12 protein-coding genes are annotated in these 17,187 nt (G+C 53.3%); 10 read left to right on the forward strand and 2 right to left on the reverse strand.

Going from position 1 to position 17,187, the window contains the following annotated elements; genetic code table 11:
* On the forward strand, nt 1–454 hold a 454-nt coding region (locus PORUE0001_RS05985; protein WP_007365573.1), incomplete at its 5' end, for a glycogen/starch synthase.
* Between the two features lie 68 nt (nt 455–522).
* Here PORUE0001_RS05985 and PORUE0001_RS05990 read toward each other — a convergent pair.
* Both PORUE0001_RS05990 and PORUE0001_RS05995 read right to left on the reverse strand, forming a co-directional pair.
* Entirely contained in the window at nt 523–1,866 is a 1,344-nt protein-coding gene (locus PORUE0001_RS05990) for a DUF2851 family protein (RefSeq protein ID WP_007365574.1), read from the reverse strand.
* 16 nt (nt 1,867–1,882) lie between these two features.
* Nucleotides 1,883–2,971, reverse strand: a complete 1,089-nt coding sequence (locus PORUE0001_RS05995) for a mannose-1-phosphate guanylyltransferase (RefSeq protein WP_007365591.1) — start codon at nt 2,969–2,971, stop codon at nt 1,883–1,885.
* Between the two features lie 740 nt (nt 2,972–3,711).
* Between PORUE0001_RS05995 and PORUE0001_RS06000 the strand changes: the two genes are divergently transcribed.
* The 9 genes from PORUE0001_RS06000 to PORUE0001_RS06040 all read left to right on the forward strand — a co-directional run bounded on the left by PORUE0001_RS06000 (nt 3,712) and on the right by PORUE0001_RS06040 (nt 17,035).
* Nucleotides 3,712–4,938 (forward strand): DUF2027 domain-containing protein, encoded by a 1,227-nt coding sequence (locus tag PORUE0001_RS06000; RefSeq protein WP_007365592.1) that lies wholly within the window; start codon nt 3,712–3,714, stop codon nt 4,936–4,938.
* A gap of 11 nt (nt 4,939–4,949) precedes the next feature.
* Nucleotides 4,950–5,423 (forward strand): CYTH domain-containing protein, encoded by a 474-nt coding sequence (locus PORUE0001_RS06005; RefSeq protein WP_007365582.1) that lies wholly within the window; start codon nt 4,950–4,952, stop codon nt 5,421–5,423.
* Between the two features lie 216 nt (nt 5,424–5,639).
* Nucleotides 5,640–7,802, forward strand: a complete 2,163-nt coding sequence (locus PORUE0001_RS06010; RefSeq protein WP_007365560.1) for a S46 family peptidase — start codon at nt 5,640–5,642, stop codon at nt 7,800–7,802.
* Between the two features lie 7 nt (nt 7,803–7,809).
* Nucleotides 7,810–8,124 carry an iron-sulfur cluster assembly protein gene (locus PORUE0001_RS06015; RefSeq protein ID WP_007365604.1) on the forward strand — a complete coding sequence of 105 codons (315 nt, stop codon included), beginning with the start codon at nt 7,810–7,812 and terminating at the stop codon, nt 8,122–8,124.
* A 27-nt stretch (nt 8,125–8,151) separates the two neighbouring features.
* A complete protein-coding gene (locus PORUE0001_RS06020) occupies nt 8,152–8,931 on the forward strand; it encodes a UDP-2,3-diacylglucosamine diphosphatase (protein WP_007365554.1) in 780 nt (259 codons plus the stop codon).
* Nucleotides 8,932–9,283: 352 nt separating this feature from the next.
* On the forward strand, nt 9,284–10,639 hold the full coding sequence (locus PORUE0001_RS06025) for a hypothetical protein (RefSeq protein ID WP_007365552.1): 1,356 nt from the start codon (nt 9,284–9,286) through the stop codon (nt 10,637–10,639).
* A gap of 255 nt (nt 10,640–10,894) precedes the next feature.
* Nucleotides 10,895–12,016, forward strand: a complete 1,122-nt coding sequence (locus PORUE0001_RS06030) for a hypothetical protein (protein WP_039865726.1) — start codon at nt 10,895–10,897, stop codon at nt 12,014–12,016.
* Nucleotides 12,017–12,282: 266 nt separating this feature from the next.
* Nucleotides 12,283–13,188 (forward strand): FimB/Mfa2 family fimbrial subunit, encoded by a 906-nt coding sequence (locus tag PORUE0001_RS06035; protein WP_007365600.1) that lies wholly within the window; start codon nt 12,283–12,285, stop codon nt 13,186–13,188.
* A gap of 202 nt (nt 13,189–13,390) precedes the next feature.
* Nucleotides 13,391–17,035: a hypothetical protein gene (locus PORUE0001_RS06040; protein WP_007365598.1), complete on the forward strand. Its 3,645-nt coding sequence runs from the start codon at nt 13,391–13,393 to the stop codon at nt 17,033–17,035.
* Nucleotides 17,036–17,187 lie beyond the last annotated feature (152 nt).

The raw sequence follows: 17,187 nt of genomic DNA on the forward strand, positions 1-17,187 counted from the left end.
CATCTTCTTCATCCGAGGCGTCCTGGAGGCGATCAAAAGCTTGCACTGGATCCCCGATGTGATTCATTGTCTGGGGTGGTTCTCCGCACTGGCACCCGTCTACCTGAAGACGGCTTACAAGAATGACCCTTACTTCGAGCGTGCTAAGGTGCTCTTTTCGGTCGATGGCAACGAGGAGGAGGGCGAGATTGGCGAAGACTTGATCAAGAAGCTTGAGTTTGACAAGATTACGGGAGACTTGCTCGACCCGCTACAAGGGGAGGTGACGCCAGACGCGCTACGTCGTATGGCGATCCACTACTCAGATGGTGTGATCCTGGGGCAGGAGTCGGTCTCTCCTGAGCTCATCGAGTACCTTCGCTCGGAGCCTGACCACAAAGTGCTAGAGTACCCTGGCCCAGCGGTAGATCATGCTGAGGCTTACGTAGACTTTTACCGCAGCTTTACGGAGTAAGAGCTCCCCTTTTCCGACATATACAGCGAAGCCCCTAGCGATCAATGTACGGTCACTAGGGGTTTTTCTTATAAGTCTTGCTGTTCGCCAATGGAGGGGGGCAGGCTCATCGCACCGTAGCTCTGCAGTAGCGTACGCCCTACGGGACATAGCCAGCAGCGACGAGGCTCGCAGTAGTTCCCGTAGAGTTGCAGGAGAGCTTGCGAGTCGTAGGCACTGTGGGGACGTAGCCCCTCGTTGACAAAGCGCTTCACGACACTGTTGCGCTCAGCGGGTAAGTCGTGCGCACTCATCAGCGAGTCATTCGCTAGGGATAGCCCGAGCAGGTCGCGTTCCTGTGTGAGGTAGTACTGAAGCGGTATGACCACATTGATCGCAATGCTCTCGACAGTCGCCCGTCCTATGGTGCCGAGCTGAGCATCCGTCTCGCTGCCCCAGTGGTAGTGTCGCTGCCAGTAGTCGGTCGGGGTGACGGTGAGCAGCTGCTCCAGATGAGCCAGAGACGATGTGCGGAGGAGCTCTCCTGGCAGATTGTCACTACGATAGTAGAGCGCTGCGAGATAGGCGAGCCGACGATGCGGGAAGGCGCTCGGACGGAGCCGCAGCATGCGTATTGTGCCAGGCGATAGGGGAGAGAGGTGGTACTTGTGCGATAGGAAGGTAAATTCCTCCTTTAGTCGCTCTCGGTACTGGTCTATCTCGGGAGATATTGGCGCACTCTCCAGTAGTCCGCCCACGCCGAGGAGCAACGCTTCGAGGGCTAGTGGCGAAGTCTTGTGCTTCAGTAGGATCGAAGGCGGGAGTTGGCGAGCTATCTGCTCGAAAGCATCATTATTCACTTTGCCCCCTAGGTAACGCATCAGGAAAAGGTGCGTCACCGCAGCCAGGTCGCCTTTGAAAAAGCTCATCGCCGTCTCAATCTGCTGACACTTCCTCTCCAGTCGCTCACGAGTCAGCTGTGCAAACCAATCGGCCTGCAGACGCTCTGGTAGCTGGCTACAAGCCTCCCCACAGCGAGGGATCTGCGGAGCCTCCGTGAGTTGCTGCGCTATGGCTAGCAGATCAGGATTGATCTGCATACGGCAGGTAATAGGTGGCGTGCCAGCTTGTAGAGAGATGGGGCCATCGTCCTGCAGCACGATATGTAGGAGCACATTATTGTAGGCAGGGTCCAGCTGGTGCCCATGGCGCAACCAGTCCGTCGCCTGGCAATGAATCTCTCCATTGCCCGCCCAGGTCAGAGGCCCTATGCGTAGCTTGAGATTGCTAAAGTCGGGTCCGCCATTCGTGTTGTACCGCCCTGGGTCAATGACGATCGGCGTGACCCCCTCAGGGATACAGGGGTGTGGCTCGAAGGTGAGCGACTCGTAGAGTCTATTGCCCCAGACCTGGTGTAGCCACATCTCCTGCATAGTTCGTGCGAATAGGTCAGATGTAGTCCTCTCCAGACTCTATCTCCACGTCGGTCACATAGTTCTTGATACTCTGCTCCGCCTCCCGCTTGCAGATAAGTAGCACGTTACCATGCTTAGCGATGATACAGTCATCAACCCCCTGCACGACTGCCAGCAAGTCGGGATCGTCGATGTAGAGGATATTATTCATCGACTCGTAGAATCGGGTCTTCTGGTGGTTCGTCACATTGCCCGTCTGATCTTTTGAGCTCTGGTCGTAGAGCGCCCCCCAGGTACCTAGGTCAGCCCAGCCGAAAGTGGCGGGCGTGACAAGCACGTTGTCCGCTTTTTCCAAAACCCCGTAGTCGATTGATATACTAGGGCAGTAAGGATAGATCTCCTCGATCGCCGCCCGCTCACGGTCGGTGCCGAAGTCACTGGCGCGCTCGGTAAAGAGTCTGCTCACCTCAGGCATATACTTGGCAAAAGCATCTAGGATCGTCTTGACACTCCAGACGAACATACCGCTATTCCAGAGAAACTCTCCACAAGAGACAAATATCTCGGCCATCTCACGGTTAGGCTTTTCGGTAAAGACCTTCACCTTGTGGTACTGTCCGTCGAGAGGGCTTTCGCTAGAGTCCACCTGTATGTAGCCATAGCCCGTCTCAGGAGCTGTAGGCTTGATGCCCAGCGTCAGGAGGTAGGGGTGGAGGGCTGCAAAGTGGAGCGACTGGCTGACCGTCTGGACGAAGTTGTCCTCGTTCATAATAATATGATCCGACGCCGCCACGACGATCGATGCCTTCGGATCTCGCTGCTGGATATGGTAGCAAGCGTAGGCGATACATGGAGCCGTGTTACGTCGCAGAGGCTCCGTGAGGATCTGGTCACGCGTGAGTCCTGGGAGCTGCTCGAGGGTCAGGTCAACATAGTCCGCATGTGTGACGATGTATATATGGTCCTCCGGGACGATACGCAGGAACCTCCTGTAGGTGTCCTGTAGCAGCGATCTGCCAGTCCCGAAGAAGTCTAGGAATTGCTTGGGTCGTGACTGCCGTGAGATAGGCCAGAAGCGACTTCCCACCCCGCCACTCATGATGACACAATAGTAATGCTCCATGTAAATCTGCGATGAGTTAGTTTGTTGCTACAAAGCTACTAATAAAATAGCTGTGGAGCAAAGGAGCAGCTCAAGTTTCACCAGAAGAATCTCTAGCTCTAGAAGTGAAAACAGGAGCTACGCCTACTGAGACGTAACTCCTGTTTTGGGGTAGATCGCCTCACCGCATAGATGAGCTTTGCTTCATTAGCATTGGGGATTGGCTGTAGCGAGGTTACATTGTACCACCGATAGTGTCGTCTAGATCTCGTTTTGCTGGGGGTGATTGCTACAACTTTAAGTTTTGTAGTATTGAGTACCACAAATGTAACTGTTCTTGTTGAAAAAAACAAGCCGAACCAGTTGACCCGTCCGTCCTAATATGAGTATCTCCGTGGAGAATCCTAGATTCCCAGGGAGCTATTTTTTATTCTTCACGGAGGGCCGAAATAAAAGTTCGGAAGAATGAAATGAAACTTCGGAAGAAGCAAATCAAAGTTCGGAAGAATTTTTTTATGCCTCCGTGGAGGATTCCCATTTTCTACCGAGGAAATTTCGATTTCCTCGGAGGTGTGGATATTAGAGGTTAGACTTTAGAGGTTAGAGGTTAGAGGTTGAAAGTCCGATCATTCCGATGGCTCTGATAGCTCCGATGCACTCCGATAGCTCTAACCTCTAAAGTCTAACCTCTAATTTCTAAAGTCTAATCTCTGGGCGATTGCACTATTTTTGGTATCTTCGCATAGAAATAGAAATCAGCAATGGCACAGAATATAAAAGTAGGAGACACCATCCGCTACCTCAACGCATCAGGCGGTGGTGTCGTCAAGCGCATAGAGCGTGGCGTGGCGTGGGTCGAGGGCCCCGACGGCTTTGAGCTACCCACACCGATACATGAGTGCGTGGTGGTGGACAGCCGAGACACTTTCGTACCAGCATACAAACCTCCCGTAGTGAAGCGACAAGAGCCAGCAACGCAACCGACGAAGAGCAATGCGCCCGCTACCCCTGAGGTAGTCGAGGATGCCGAGCAGGACTTGAGCTTCGTGGCACCTCTCTCCAAGGGTCCCTGGTTTGACCGCTCGGGAGGCGAGCAACTGCAGGTGCATGTCGCCTATTTGCCCGTATCGTACGAACACTTCGGACAGTCGCCCTACGAGACCTATCTAATCAACGAGAGCAACTATCATCTCCTCTTCACCTACAGCACGACAACCTCAGCGGGTGGCTACAAGCTCCGCTCGGCGGGTGTCCTAGAGCCGGATATGCGGGTGCTGGTCGAGGAGTTTGATGCGTCGGAGATCAACGATCACGCCGTCTCACACTTCCAGTTTATCGCCTACAAGCCTGAGCGTACCTATCGCTCCATGCCCCCCGTAGAGCGTCAGGTGCGGATGGATGTGGTCAAGCTGGCGAAGCGTCACGCATTTCGTGAGAACCCTTTCTTTGATGAGGATGCGCTGGTCATTCCTGTCTTGGAGGCATACGATGGCTCTCAGCAAGCTCCCGCAGAGGAGCCACAGCCAGCGCCCAGTCGTTCGGGAGCTTTGCCACAGCGTGCGATCGAGCAGAAGAAGGCTACAACGGCACCGCAAAAGGGGCCTCAGAAGGGGGCTCAGAAATCTTCCCAAAAGCAGCCTAAGCAGAGCGCTCCTCAGCCTCAGCCTGAGCGTAAGCAGCCCGAACCCCCCGCAGCTCCCGAGCAAACCATCGAAAAGGTGGGACTGGAGGCGGAGCGTATACTCCCAAATGCTACGGGGATGACACCGCACGAGGTGCTGCTCTATCAGCTGAAGAACTTTCGCCGTGAACTGGACAAGCGTCTGGAGCGTCGTGGCAGCAAGGTGATCTTCATCCATGGCGCTGGGCAGGGAGTCCTGCATCAGCTCATCATCAACCGTATCGAGCAGGACTACCCGATGGTACAGTATCGAGATGTCACGTTTGATGGCTTCCCGATGGGCGCTATTGAGGTGACGATATCGTAGCTTTTGCCCCAATGCTAGAGATCGAGCGTAAGTACCTTGTCTGTCGTGACGACTACCTCCGAGAGGCGTCTCACCACCGCCATATCCGCCAGGGTTATCTGGCGGTAGATGAGCGGGTGACCGTGCGGGTGCGCATCATCGACGAGGAGGCACGACTCACTATCAAGGGGAGCTCCACCGCCGACGGGCTGGTTCGCTCCGAGTGGGAGTACCCGATCCCTGTCGCAGATGCGGAGGAGATGCTGAGCCAGTGCGCTAGCCATTGCCTAGAGAAGGTGCGCTACTACGTACCTTACGAGGGCTTCGTATGGGAGGTGGATCGCTTCGGTGGAAGGTTAGAAGGCTTAGTCATGGCAGAGGTGGAGCTGACGAGCCCGACAGATTGCCCAGCATTGCCCTCTTGGCTGGGGCGTGAGGTGACGGGCGACATCCGCTACTACAACGCTATGCTAGCGCAAGAGCCAGCGCCACCACCCACTACTTGAGACTGTTGCAAAAGTCAACAGTCTCACAATCTTGCAAGCAAGATTGTCCAGACTTTGCAGAAAGGATGAAGCGCAAGGCGCTGAGGGTGAGGTCTGAAGGGAGCATACCTCCGTATGTGACCGAAGCCGAATCCCGAAAGCAACACAGCGATTCGCCTTTATGCAACAGTCTCTACCTAAGAGAATCAATAATACACTATATAAAGAGAACTACCTATGACAACTCACCTAAGAAGAGTACTCCTGCTCCTGTTGACCAGTCTCACCCTCTCGGCTGTCGCACTAGCCGATGGCGGTATGTGGCTCCTGGAGCAGATGGCAGACCACGCTGACGAGCTCCGAGCTAAGGGGCTACAGATCCCCGTGGAGGAGATATACAATCCTGATGGACCCTGCTTACAGCGGGCAGTCGTGATGTTTGACGGAGGCTGCTCAGGCGTCTTCGTCTCGAACCAAGGGTTGGTTCTAACCAACCACCACTGCGGCTACGACCAGATACAGAGCCACTCGGCCGTAGAGCATAACTATCTACGCGACGGCATCTGGACACAGTCTATGCGTGAGGAGCTGCCCTGTCCTGGACTAGAGGTGATCTCCATTGACAAGATCACCAACGTGACCGACCAAGTGAACAAATTGCTGAAGCAGTCTCCCTATAAGAAGGATCCGATGGCGGCTTTCTCCATTGCGACGCTCACCAAGATGATCCCCGCCATCGTAGGCGAGGCAGCGATGCGGCAACCTGGCATTCGTTACGAGCTAAAGCCTTTCTACGGGGGCAACCGCTACTACCTTTTTACCAAGAAGGTCTTCACCGACGTGCGTCTCGTAGCAGCTCCGCCCAGTGCTATCGGTAAGTATGGCTCCGACACGGACAACTGGATGTGGCCTCGCCACACGGGAGACTTCTCTATCTTCCGTGTCTATGTGGACAAGAACAATAACCCCGCCGACTACAGCGCCGACAACGTGCCTTACAAGCCAGAGCGCTTCGCAGCGGTCTCTACTTCAGGCGTACAGCGTGATGACTTTGCGCTGATCATGGGCTTCCCTGGTACGACCAATCACTTCTTCACCGAGGCGCAGGTGGACGAGTGGTCTGAGATAGACAACAACATACGTATCGAGATGCGTGGTCTGCGTCAGGAGGTGATGCTCCGTCGTATGCTCGCTGACGAGAAGGTCAATATCCAGTACGCGGCTAAGTACGCTTACTCGCAAAATGGCTACAAGCGCGCTCAAGGCGCTAACTGGGCGATCCGCACTCGCAACCTACAGGCGACCAAGCGTGCGCAGCAAGATGAACTGGCGCAATGGGCTAAGGCAAACAAACGCCCCGAGGTGACGAAGGCTATCCAAACGATTGCCGACTGTGTCGCTGCGCGTCGTGAGGCTCGTCGTGTGCAGTGGTACCTGATGGAGGGTGTCTTGACGCCGATCGAGTTTCTCCAGATACCGCTAGCCGACGGCAAGAAACTCCAGCAGTGGAGCGATCCGAAGGTGCGCGAGGAGATCATCAGCGACTTGCGTAGAGGCTACGCTGCCTTCTATAATAAGGACTACGATCCAGCGGTCGACAAGGAGGTAGCGACGGTACTCCTGCAGCGCTACACCGAGCGCATCGATGAGGCGCACTGGCCAGTAGCTCTTCGTGAGGGCGTGGCTCAGTATGGTTCCGTGCAGGCTTACGTGACTCATCTCTTTGACAGCTCAATCTTTGCCGATCCAGCACGCTTTGACGCTTTCCTCAAGACTCCGTCACGTGAGCAACTCATGAACGATCCGATGACGCAGTTTGCCGTCTCGACCATCAATCTCTTCGTCCAGATGCGTGAGCAACAGGCTGCCTACGACGATCCGATCAAGCTGGCTCACAGAGACTACGTACGTGGTATGATGGATATGCAGGGCGCCCGCAAGGTGTGGCCCGATGCCAACCTGACGCTCCGCTTTACCTACGGCAATGTGCGTGGCTACGCTCCTCGCGACAACGTCTACTACGGTCATCAGACGACCCTCACGGGTGTGATGGAAAAGGAAGACCCCAAGAGCTGGGAGTTTGCCCTGCCTGATCGAATCAAAGAGATCTACAAGCAAAAGGACTACGGCGTCTATGCACTACCGAATGGCGAGATGCCGGTCAACTTCTGCGCTACGACCCACACAACGGGAGGTAACTCAGGTAGCCCTGTCTTCGATGGCAAGGGACGCCTTATCGGGCTCAACTTCGACCGCAACTGGGAGGGTGTCGGTGGCGACATCGAGTACCTGCCCAACTACCAGCGAAGCATTATCCTAGACATCCGTTATCTCCTTATGCTCGTCGACAAGTACGGTCACTGCCAGCGTCTGCTCGACGAGATGAACCTTGTTAAGTAATCTGCCTATGGAGACACTACAACTAGAGGAGCAGATCGTCAAGATGCTCCGCACCGTCTACGACCCTGAGATCCCTGTCAATATCTACGACCTAGGACTCATCTACAACGTGGATATACAGGACGAAGGGGCTAAGGTGGTGATCACGATGACGCTCACGGCGCCCAATTGCCCGGCCGCAGACTTCATCCTGCAGGATGTACAGATCAAGGTCGAGAGCATCAAGGGCGTCAAGCGCTGTGACATCGAGCTCACCTTCGACCCACCCTGGGATAGCTCGATGATGTCCGAGGAGGCACAGCTGGAGCTGGGATTCCTCTAGGGCAGAGCCTAGCGCATACCCTAAACTATGGGAGCTATATACTTCCTATCCGATGCACACCTAGGGTCGCCCTACCACGACGACCCTAGGCGTGCTGAACTACGACTCGTCGCCTGGCTCCGCTCCATAGCGGACGATGCCGAGGCAGTCTACCTGCTAGGCGATATGCTCGACTACTGGTTTGACTACAAGTATGTCGTGCCGAGGGGGTCGGTGCGCTTCCTCGCCACTCTGGCAGACCTCGTGGAGCAAGGGGTCGAGGTGCACTACATCATGGGCAATCATGACCTCTGGCTCACCGATTACTTTACCCAAGAGCTCGGCGTCATCGTGCATCGCGACACCATCGTCTGCCAGCTCAAAGGACGCACCTTCCGCCTGTCACACGGACATCGGGAGTACGCTCTGCGCTATAAGAAAGAGCGCTGGCTCTTTGGCACTTTCGAGAGCCGACTCGCACGATGTCTCTACGCCGCCATCCATCCACGCTGGACCGTCGGCTTCGCTCAGCGGTGGGCTTACCGCAATCGCCTGCGACAAATGCGTGCTGCCAACGATCCCTCACGACCAGGCTACAACCCGCAGATGAATGTGGAGCGGGACGAATGGCTCGTGCAGTACACCAAAGAGCTAATCCCGCAGCACCCCGAGATAGACTATTATATATATGGTCACCGTCATCTGCTGCTCAACCTCTCGCTCCCCAACGACCGTCGCTGCATCATCCTCGGCGACTGGATCCACTACAACTCCTACGCCCGCTGGGACGGCGAGTCACTCACCATCGGGCTCTACGAAGAACCGTAAAAGGCGTCGCCCGTCGCAGGGCAATGCCCGCCCCTCCCCACGCCCGTGCGTCCGTTGTGTCAAAGGTTACAGCGTCGTGATTTTAACGGGGACGGACGCACGACCGTGCGTCCCTACAGCCGTTACTCGTCTCGTGCTTCACGACAACGATTCCCGGTCCGATGGCTCTGATAGCTCCGATCGCTCCGATTCCCTTCTAATCTCTAACCTCTAATCTCTAACCTCTACTCTCTCCCCTCTCTCCAATCAAAATACCGAAAATGCAAAAAGAAATACCGATTTGGACAAACACGCTATCACAAATACGTCGTACCTTTGCACCAAGAGATACTAAAAAGTAACACCAACTCCTATGCGATCACGCATTCAGAACATACTACTACTGCTCGCTAGCATGCTACTCACCGTAGTAGCGACCACTAGCTGTAACAACTCTCCCAAGGAGAGCGACCAGGAGCGCACCCTAATTATCAAGCTTTCCTCTTCGGGCTCTTTCCGTGCCGTCGAGGAGGGTGCTAAGGAGAACTCCTACACGGTAGACACCTACACCCCCATCACACTCTTCTTCTACGATGCTCAGGGCGAGCCCACCGAGCCGTACCGTGTCGAACTCAAGAGCAATGAGGATATACGGAAAGCGAGGAGTGCCGACGGCTACGAGATGGAGGTCCGTGAAGCTGTCAGCAAAGTCTCCGCCGTCGCTGGTGTCCCTGGCATCATCAAGCCCTCAGAGCTTGACGATCGAAAGATTTACAGCCTGCAAGGCCTCAGTGGTGCCGAAGCTCAGAAGGACGGCTTCCTATATAAGGTACCCTACGTAGCTCCCAAGACACCAGTTCAGCAAGACCCAGCCGACCAAAACAAGCTCACCGTCACCCTCCAGCCCGTCCCCAACGTGGCACGTCTAGAGATCTCGGGCAATATAGAGGTACCCTTCGAGTCGACGCAGCCAGCCGTTGATTACATCATCGAAAAGTTCATGAAGCGCTACTCTGATGATCAGACTAACTACTCTTGGCTCCCAACCCCGCAAGATGTCACGCTGCGCACCATCGGGGAGGTCACCATACGAGGTATATACGTCAATAATTATAAGGAGACACCCAACGTCGACAACGCTCATCGCACACGTCTGACTGATGAGGACTGGAAAAACGGTCAGTGGACTGGACACAATGCTGCAATGCACACCCTCTTTGAGGGAGCAAGTTATGCCACCGCTATGAACAAGAAACAGGTAGACGCTTATCAGATCTACCCGGGCGGTACTACAGCTGACAAGGCCGAGGCGCTAGACCACATCATCGTAAAGGTCGAGTACAAAGTGCACACCCAGGTAGGACACTTTAATTATAAGGTATACAACAAGGGCCAGCAGAAAGATGTCTACGCCTGCACCGGTGTAGAGGATCGAGGCGAGCAGACGCTGACGCGCTTCATCACCATACGTAAGTTCCTCGTCACCGAGGGCGGTACCGACAATTCGCTCGTCTCCTTTGACCCGGGCAAGATATACCGCATTGACCTGAGCTATCTCAGTTCGCTCTTCTCGACCAATGCCAAGCCTGGTATCAAGAATACGAACGAGATCACCGAGGTGACGCCACGTCCCGAGGGCACCGACGAGCGTCCCGAGGAGACGACCAATACGATCCCCGTATCCGTCGTCGACTGGATACACATCAACATCAACACCGAACTAGACTAAACGAAGAACGAAACTAAACGAAGAACGAAACGACTAACCCGCTGTAGGGACGCACGATCCCACGTGTAACCCTTTGTAGGGACGCTCGATCTGAGCGTCCGTTGTAGAACAGCAAAACAAATAGCCCTCGTAACTTTAACGGGGACGGACGCCCTCCGACTCGACACTATCGAGCGTCCCTACAGCGGGTTACTCGCTCTCCCAATCAGATAATAACCAAACAGAATAATCACTTTAATCAACTAATCAAACTTTATGAAGTACATGAAGATGGCCGCCATCGCCATGATGGCACTAGCTCTGTTCTCCTGCAACAAGAAGGACGAGCCAAAGAAAGCTGAGAACGCTGTTCTCCGCATCTGTATCAACGACTCTGAGCTACGCGCTCTAGGCGCTGGCTATGCAAACGGCGACAAGACTGAGTGCATGACAGACGTCGTCCTAACACTAGATAATGGTGTGACGATTAAGCTCGAGAATCAAGATCTAGCTGACGCAAAGAATCTACAAAAGGGCTATGAGAAGGAAGTTAACTTCGCTGTCAACACGGTCGCTCTGACTGCTAATGGCACCGTAGGTGATGGCACGAAGATCACTTCCCTCCAGGGCAAGAACCTCAAGACTGAGATCCCTCTAGAGGCTAAGGCTACTGCTGTAACGACTACTACAGCCAATGGTCAGACCGTATACTCTGTAACTCTAAAGCCAGTTCCTCACGTAGCTCGTGTAGAGGTCTTCGGTAAGATCGAGCCTAAGGAGAATGAAACTACCCATAAGAACGCCTTCAAGTCTATCACTGTAGAGCATGTCTATGTCAACAACTACCTCTCTACACGTACTGGAGCTCGTCACCTCTGCGTTACCAACGGTAAGGATGGCTTTAAAGATGATCCTGCTGTTGAGGCTGCAATGAACGATGAGATTAAGGCTGCCGATCTAGACGAGTTCGTAGCTGGTACGAAGGTTGCTGGCTATCAGCTCTTCCCCATCAAGGAGAATGAGGCAGCTGGCACTGAGTTCTACGATCACGTCATCCTCAAGATCAAGATCGAGTACAGCGACGAGGCTATCGCAGCTAAGCCTGAGCTTAAGAAGATGACTGAGCGCTACGTCACGATGGTTAAGTTCGTTGACGCAACAACAGCATCTAATCCTGCTATTGCTTCCTTCGAGGCTGGTAAGATCTACAAGCTCAACCTCAAGGATCTTAGTGATGACTTCAAGACTGGTAATGATGGTACGCCCGATCCTAACAACCCTGACACTCCAGATCCAGAGCCAAACGCTAAGCGACTCCTCAATGTCAAGGTTGAGCCTTTCACTTGGACGGCTGTCAACATCAAGCCTGACGTAAACAACAACGGTTACAAGAAGTAATCACGCCTGACGTACACACGTACGTCTACAATCTAGTTTCGCGGCGTGGCTCTCGCTCCACGGCGAGCGGAGCCACGCTAGCGACACTACCTTCACCACACAGTCACTGACTATCCCACACACTAGCAGCACTAGTCCCATTAGATTCACTAGTCCCACTAGATTCACTAGAAGCACTAGAGATCCCAAAAGACGAGGCCCACTAGAGAGCTCTAATCTCTAACCTCTAATCTCTAACTTCTAATTACTTAACTCCGCTACCTCCAATGGCAAAGAAAGTACTACTATTACCCCTCACAGTGCTACTCATGGCGCTACTCTCCTCATGCGTATATGAGGACCTGAGTAAGTGTCCCGAGCCACGACTACGCTTCGTCTACAACGCAGACGGTAGCGACAACGTCCTGCCCAAATACATCAAGGATGCACACCTATATATATACGACGAGTCGGGAGCGGTATGCTATACGAAGCAACTCACACGTCAAGACCTCGCCGAGGGGATTCAGCTGCCCGTCTTGACCTTCGCCCAGTACCGTGTCATCGCCTGGGCCAACGTGACCAAGCAGTCACAGATAGCTAACCCGGACACACTTGCCAAGGCTGACATCACAGCACAGCCCGACGACAAAGGCTTTTACCGAGGCACCGACTCGCTATACCGTGCTGAGCTATCACTAGACCTGCGCCACGCGTCGCAGGGCGAGTACACCGTACCCTTCTCATCAGCTCACATCGGGCTCGATGTAGTCATCAAGGGTTATGACGCATTCCACCCCGGTGCGGGTGAGCCACAGATAGAGATCCTATCGGGCGGTACGCACTACACCTTCGTCGAGCATCCCGCCGGCATACCTTTGCCCGATGCTGACAAGACCTTCGTCCCTATCCTAGGGCACTCCCAGCGTGACGACATGTATCGCGCACGCTTCGACCTCTTCCGCTTCACCGATGCCCAGGCGCCCGTGCTGCGACTCATCGACAGCAAGTCTGGCAAGGAGATAGCCAAGATCAACATCACCGACTACCTCAAGGAGCACAACATATCCTTCGACAAGCTCCACGAGGCCAACCTCCCGCTGCTCATCTCCTTCACGGCTCCCTTGAAGATCACCATCAAACCCTTCGTATGGGGCAGCATCAACATCAAGCCTGACCAATATAAGCAATAGAGATTAGAGATTAGAAGTTAGAGATTAGAGAGACGAGTAACCCGCTGTAGGGACGCACGATCTGTGCGTCCGTCCCCGAACCAGCGAAACGATGCTGTAACTTTCCTTCTACAACGGACGCTCAGGTCGAGCGTCCCTACAAAGGGTTACACGACCACTTCACTCTGATCTCCTCCAAAAAGCAAGAAAACACAATAACTATATGACACGTCTGACTAAATACACCATTCAGCTCATCAGCGGCTTGCTGCTCGCTCTGCTCACCGCAGGGTGCGTCGCCGACCGCAACGTGAGCGACTGCATCACCGAGGGCGAAGACGTCGAGCTCGAGTTCGCCGTCCAGGTGCCCGCACTAGAGACTTCCCTGCGCGGGCTCGACGCTACCCAGGAGCAGGCGGTAAAAGATATCCAGCTCCTCGTCTTCAACACGCAAAACGCTCAAGGTGACAACCTCGGCGAGCCCGACGAGACCTTCGCCTACGAGGCTGAGGTCAAGAGCAAGACTCAGGAGGGCAATACCATACGCATTCGCTGTGGGCTCAAGGCTTCCCCTGATAAGCCTATGCGCGTCGTCTGCATCGCCAATGCCCCCACGAAGATCAATACGACGGACTTCACAAACAAGACCAAGAAAACTATCCTCGAGGATGACCAGATGAAGAAAAACTTCACAGCTGCTTGGCCTACCGAGGGTAACAGCTACTACATCCCTATGTGGGGAGAGAGCGACAAGCAGACCGTCACCCGCAACACTAAGTTCAACAGCTGCGACGTCACTGGCCTGGGAGGCACTGGCGTCAATCAGGACAACGCTGGCGTCATCCACCTCGTCCGTGCCCTAGCACGTATCGACGTAGGTATCAACTTTGACGAGGACATCAAAGGCGAAAAAGGCAAGGGCAGCACAGACTTCAAGATCAAGTCCGTACGCGTCTACCGCTACGCCACCTCTATGTACATGACTGGTACGCAGAGTACCACATTCAACTTCAACGGTACTGCCCGTGAGGCCAAGCCTCACACCCCAGAGGGCGTGAACCCTGCGGTTGACACCAAGCCTCTCAAGTTTGAGGCAACCGAAGGTGTCAACGACTACGTACGCAATATCTACATCCCCGAGATCAGCAACCAGGGCGACAAAAACCAGCGCACCTGCCTCGTCATCGGTGGATACTATAACAATAGCGACAAGGAGACCTACTACCGTGTCGACTTCATCAAACGTGAGGACGGTAAGCCGGCGGATAAGATTACCAAGAAGCTAGACGTACTGCGTAATCACCGCTACCGCTTCAACATTACTAAGATAAAAGGCCCTGGTACTAGCACTCCTGGAGAGGCACTCACGACCGAGCCGGTCAACATCTCCTGCGACGTCGTCGTATGGGACGAGGCCGACATTGACAAGATCATGTACGACGGACAGTACTACCTCTCCGTCTCCAAGGATAAGTTCCACTTCGGCAAGGATGCCACCAGTGAGAGCTATAAGATCCGCACCAACTGGCCTAAGGGCTACAAGATCGTCGACAAGGACGGCAACGAGTGGGCAAAGACCGGTACGCAAGGCGCCTGGGCATACTTCACCGAGCCCGCTGGTCAGACCTTTAAGGAAAACAAAGACATGACCAGCACGGTCAACGTCCTCGAAAACACCACCGGCAAAGTCCGCACCATCACCGCGAAGGAACTCTTCGTCAAGGCAGGTCGTATCAAGTGGCCTCTCCAGATCACCCAGTCCGACAAGATCGAACTAGATGTCAAGGTCTACGAATACAAAGATGGAAAGTGGGATCCTTCTAAGCCTATTAACTCATGGGACTTCCAGACAGATGTTAACTACGACTTCCGAGTAGTCTTCACGCCAGGAGCAGATTTGGAGCGTATATCGCTACAATTTGCAGAGCATTTTGATTGGCATCGGACTGACATCAATAAAGAGGCCGGATATGCACTATATACTGTTAAGTTGAAGAAGAATAGCGTGCCAGAAGATAGATTCTCACTAGTTGAGACGTCACGTTTTAGAGTCACAAAGGGGGGCGTAGAGGCACATACAGACTTTGTCACACGCTACCTGAAGTATGACGCTATACCTTATGGTGACGTTGCTCTGACTAAGAATATGTTGAAGTACGACGAGGTCTATCCACTGAGTGATATATCACAAAAATTCTACATCAAGGCTACAGCTCCGTATAAGCTATCGGTAAAGAAAATTACCATCCCACAAGGAGACGACGACGGAAAAACGGAATTGATTGTTAAGGGTTGGAAGGATGGTACTGAGGTACAGAAAGAAGAGCTAGGGACGATCTTAACAGGTCGAAAAGTACAGTTCGAGCCATACGACTATATCTCCGGAGGGTGTAGGTATCAGGGACAAGAGGTGATACAAGCTTCTGTGACCTTCGAACTTAGCTCGACTGATCCTAGCAAGCCTTTTGAAACAAAGACCTTTACCATTAGTCTGCTCTCTGCTCTTCTACAGCCTGAGGCAAACAGCTATATTATGAAGCTCGGGCAGATGCCTATACTCATCCCATGCTCACAGATTAATCGTGCAGCAGACTTTTATGATCAGTTCGCGGACAACTTCGATCTCAACTGTGAGTATATGCTTGAGAAAAACTATGTCAAGCAAAAACAGGTTGAAGAGATTAAAAGAGGTGGCGGTTGGCATCTCAACCGACTAGAGTCGACGGATACTAATTGGGACGGACAGATTGTTTGGTCTACGCTGACTAAAGCTGGCAATAACCCAGGTCTCACTGTAGAGAAGAAGAGACTTACCATAAGAGGAAGAAACTATATACTCGTTCGCTTAAATGAGCCAAAATACAGTACTCCCAATGATAATCCTAACCCTGGGACAGCTCTTGTCGCTGCGGTTAAGGGTGGCAAGGTGCTATGGAGCTGGATGATTTGGGTCGTTGGCATTCGAACTGATGACGAGCCTGACTATCCTTGGCTAACGAGAGTGGGAACTACGAAATCTCCAAAACCCTATATGAATCGAAACTTGGGTGCTACTCGTTGGGCTGGATCGCATTTAGATCCGAGTTTTGATATACGTAAGGTAGGGCTTTACTATCAGTTTGGTAGACCCACACCATTTCATGGCGAGGGTAAAGCTTCAGGCATAGGCATTTCTACTTACGAAAGTAAGAGCGTAGACAAGGTGTATTACAATACAAGCTTAGTCCCAGAGAAGGAGTTGACAAAGATGCCTATAATAACTGGCGGTGGTAATGGCAATGCGTTTTGGCCGATGCGTATGCTAATCGAGCGTCCTACTCAGATGTGCCATAGAGAGTCAAATGAGGGGTATATCTATGAGATGGGAGTCCTTGTCGGAGGAACCACCACTGTGCGTGCTGCTGCCTTGTGGCAAGGAACGGATCAAATGGTTCTTAAGAATGACGCAAGGACGAAGGCGCTATATAGGACGAAGAAAACTCCTCTCGATCCATGTCCCTATGGCTGGAAGGTACCCGCTGCTGGTGCGATTGAGTCAATGCCAATAACAGCAAGAGAAGATTTGTACTTGCCTCTATCAGGATTCTTCGCTGCTGGAAATATTAACGATTTGCGTATAGGACCAGCAGATTCAGGAATTGGACGTTTCTCAGCTTTCCACTCAGCAACTCCTTATTCCAATGTAGACTACTCTCCACTCTATTTCCGCTTGCACTGGGGAAATGCTTGGGCTTACATATATACTAATGGAGATCTCAGAAGATGTATGGCAGGAGCAGTGCCTATCTTGCCGATTGAGTGTGAGGACGAGACGGACTACCTCAACTACACTGAGGAGGGCTTTAAGTCTCTGCACAATATCTTTTAACGAGTAAGCTGTACACAAACGACCCGAGGGGGCGCCGCCTGCACATTCGCAGGTAGCGCCCCCTCGCTCGTTGTACCCCCCCCGCCCTCCACACAATCGGAGCGATCGGAGTGGATCAGAGCGATCGGAGTGGATCGGAGCTATCAGAGTGG

It is taken from the genome of Porphyromonas uenonis 60-3 (assembly GCF_000174775.1).
In the GTDB taxonomy this organism is placed as follows: Bacteria; Bacteroidota; Bacteroidia; order Bacteroidales; family Porphyromonadaceae; genus Porphyromonas; species Porphyromonas uenonis_A.

Excerpts from the sequence above, each read along its gene's own strand:
- PORUE0001_RS05990 (WP_007365574.1), bottom strand. The coding sequence starts at position 1,866 with ATGCAGGAGATGTGGCTACACCAGGTCTGGGGCAATAGACTCTACGAG.
- PORUE0001_RS05995 (WP_007365591.1), bottom strand. The coding sequence starts at position 2,971 with ATGGAGCATTACTATTGTGTCATCATGAGTGGCGGGGTGGGAAGTCGC.
- PORUE0001_RS06000 (WP_007365592.1), top strand. The coding sequence starts at position 3,712 with ATGGCACAGAATATAAAAGTAGGAGACACCATCCGCTACCTCAACGCA.
- PORUE0001_RS06005 (WP_007365582.1), top strand. The coding sequence starts at position 4,950 with ATGCTAGAGATCGAGCGTAAGTACCTTGTCTGTCGTGACGACTACCTC.
- PORUE0001_RS06010 (WP_007365560.1), top strand. The coding sequence starts at position 5,640 with ATGACAACTCACCTAAGAAGAGTACTCCTGCTCCTGTTGACCAGTCTC.
- PORUE0001_RS06015 (WP_007365604.1), top strand. The coding sequence starts at position 7,810 with ATGGAGACACTACAACTAGAGGAGCAGATCGTCAAGATGCTCCGCACC.
- PORUE0001_RS06020 (WP_007365554.1), top strand. The coding sequence starts at position 8,152 with ATGGGAGCTATATACTTCCTATCCGATGCACACCTAGGGTCGCCCTAC.
- PORUE0001_RS06025 (WP_007365552.1), top strand. The coding sequence starts at position 9,284 with ATGCGATCACGCATTCAGAACATACTACTACTGCTCGCTAGCATGCTA.
- PORUE0001_RS06030 (WP_039865726.1), top strand. The coding sequence starts at position 10,895 with ATGAAGTACATGAAGATGGCCGCCATCGCCATGATGGCACTAGCTCTG.
- PORUE0001_RS06035 (WP_007365600.1), top strand. The coding sequence starts at position 12,283 with ATGGCAAAGAAAGTACTACTATTACCCCTCACAGTGCTACTCATGGCG.
- PORUE0001_RS06040 (WP_007365598.1), top strand. The coding sequence starts at position 13,391 with ATGACACGTCTGACTAAATACACCATTCAGCTCATCAGCGGCTTGCTG.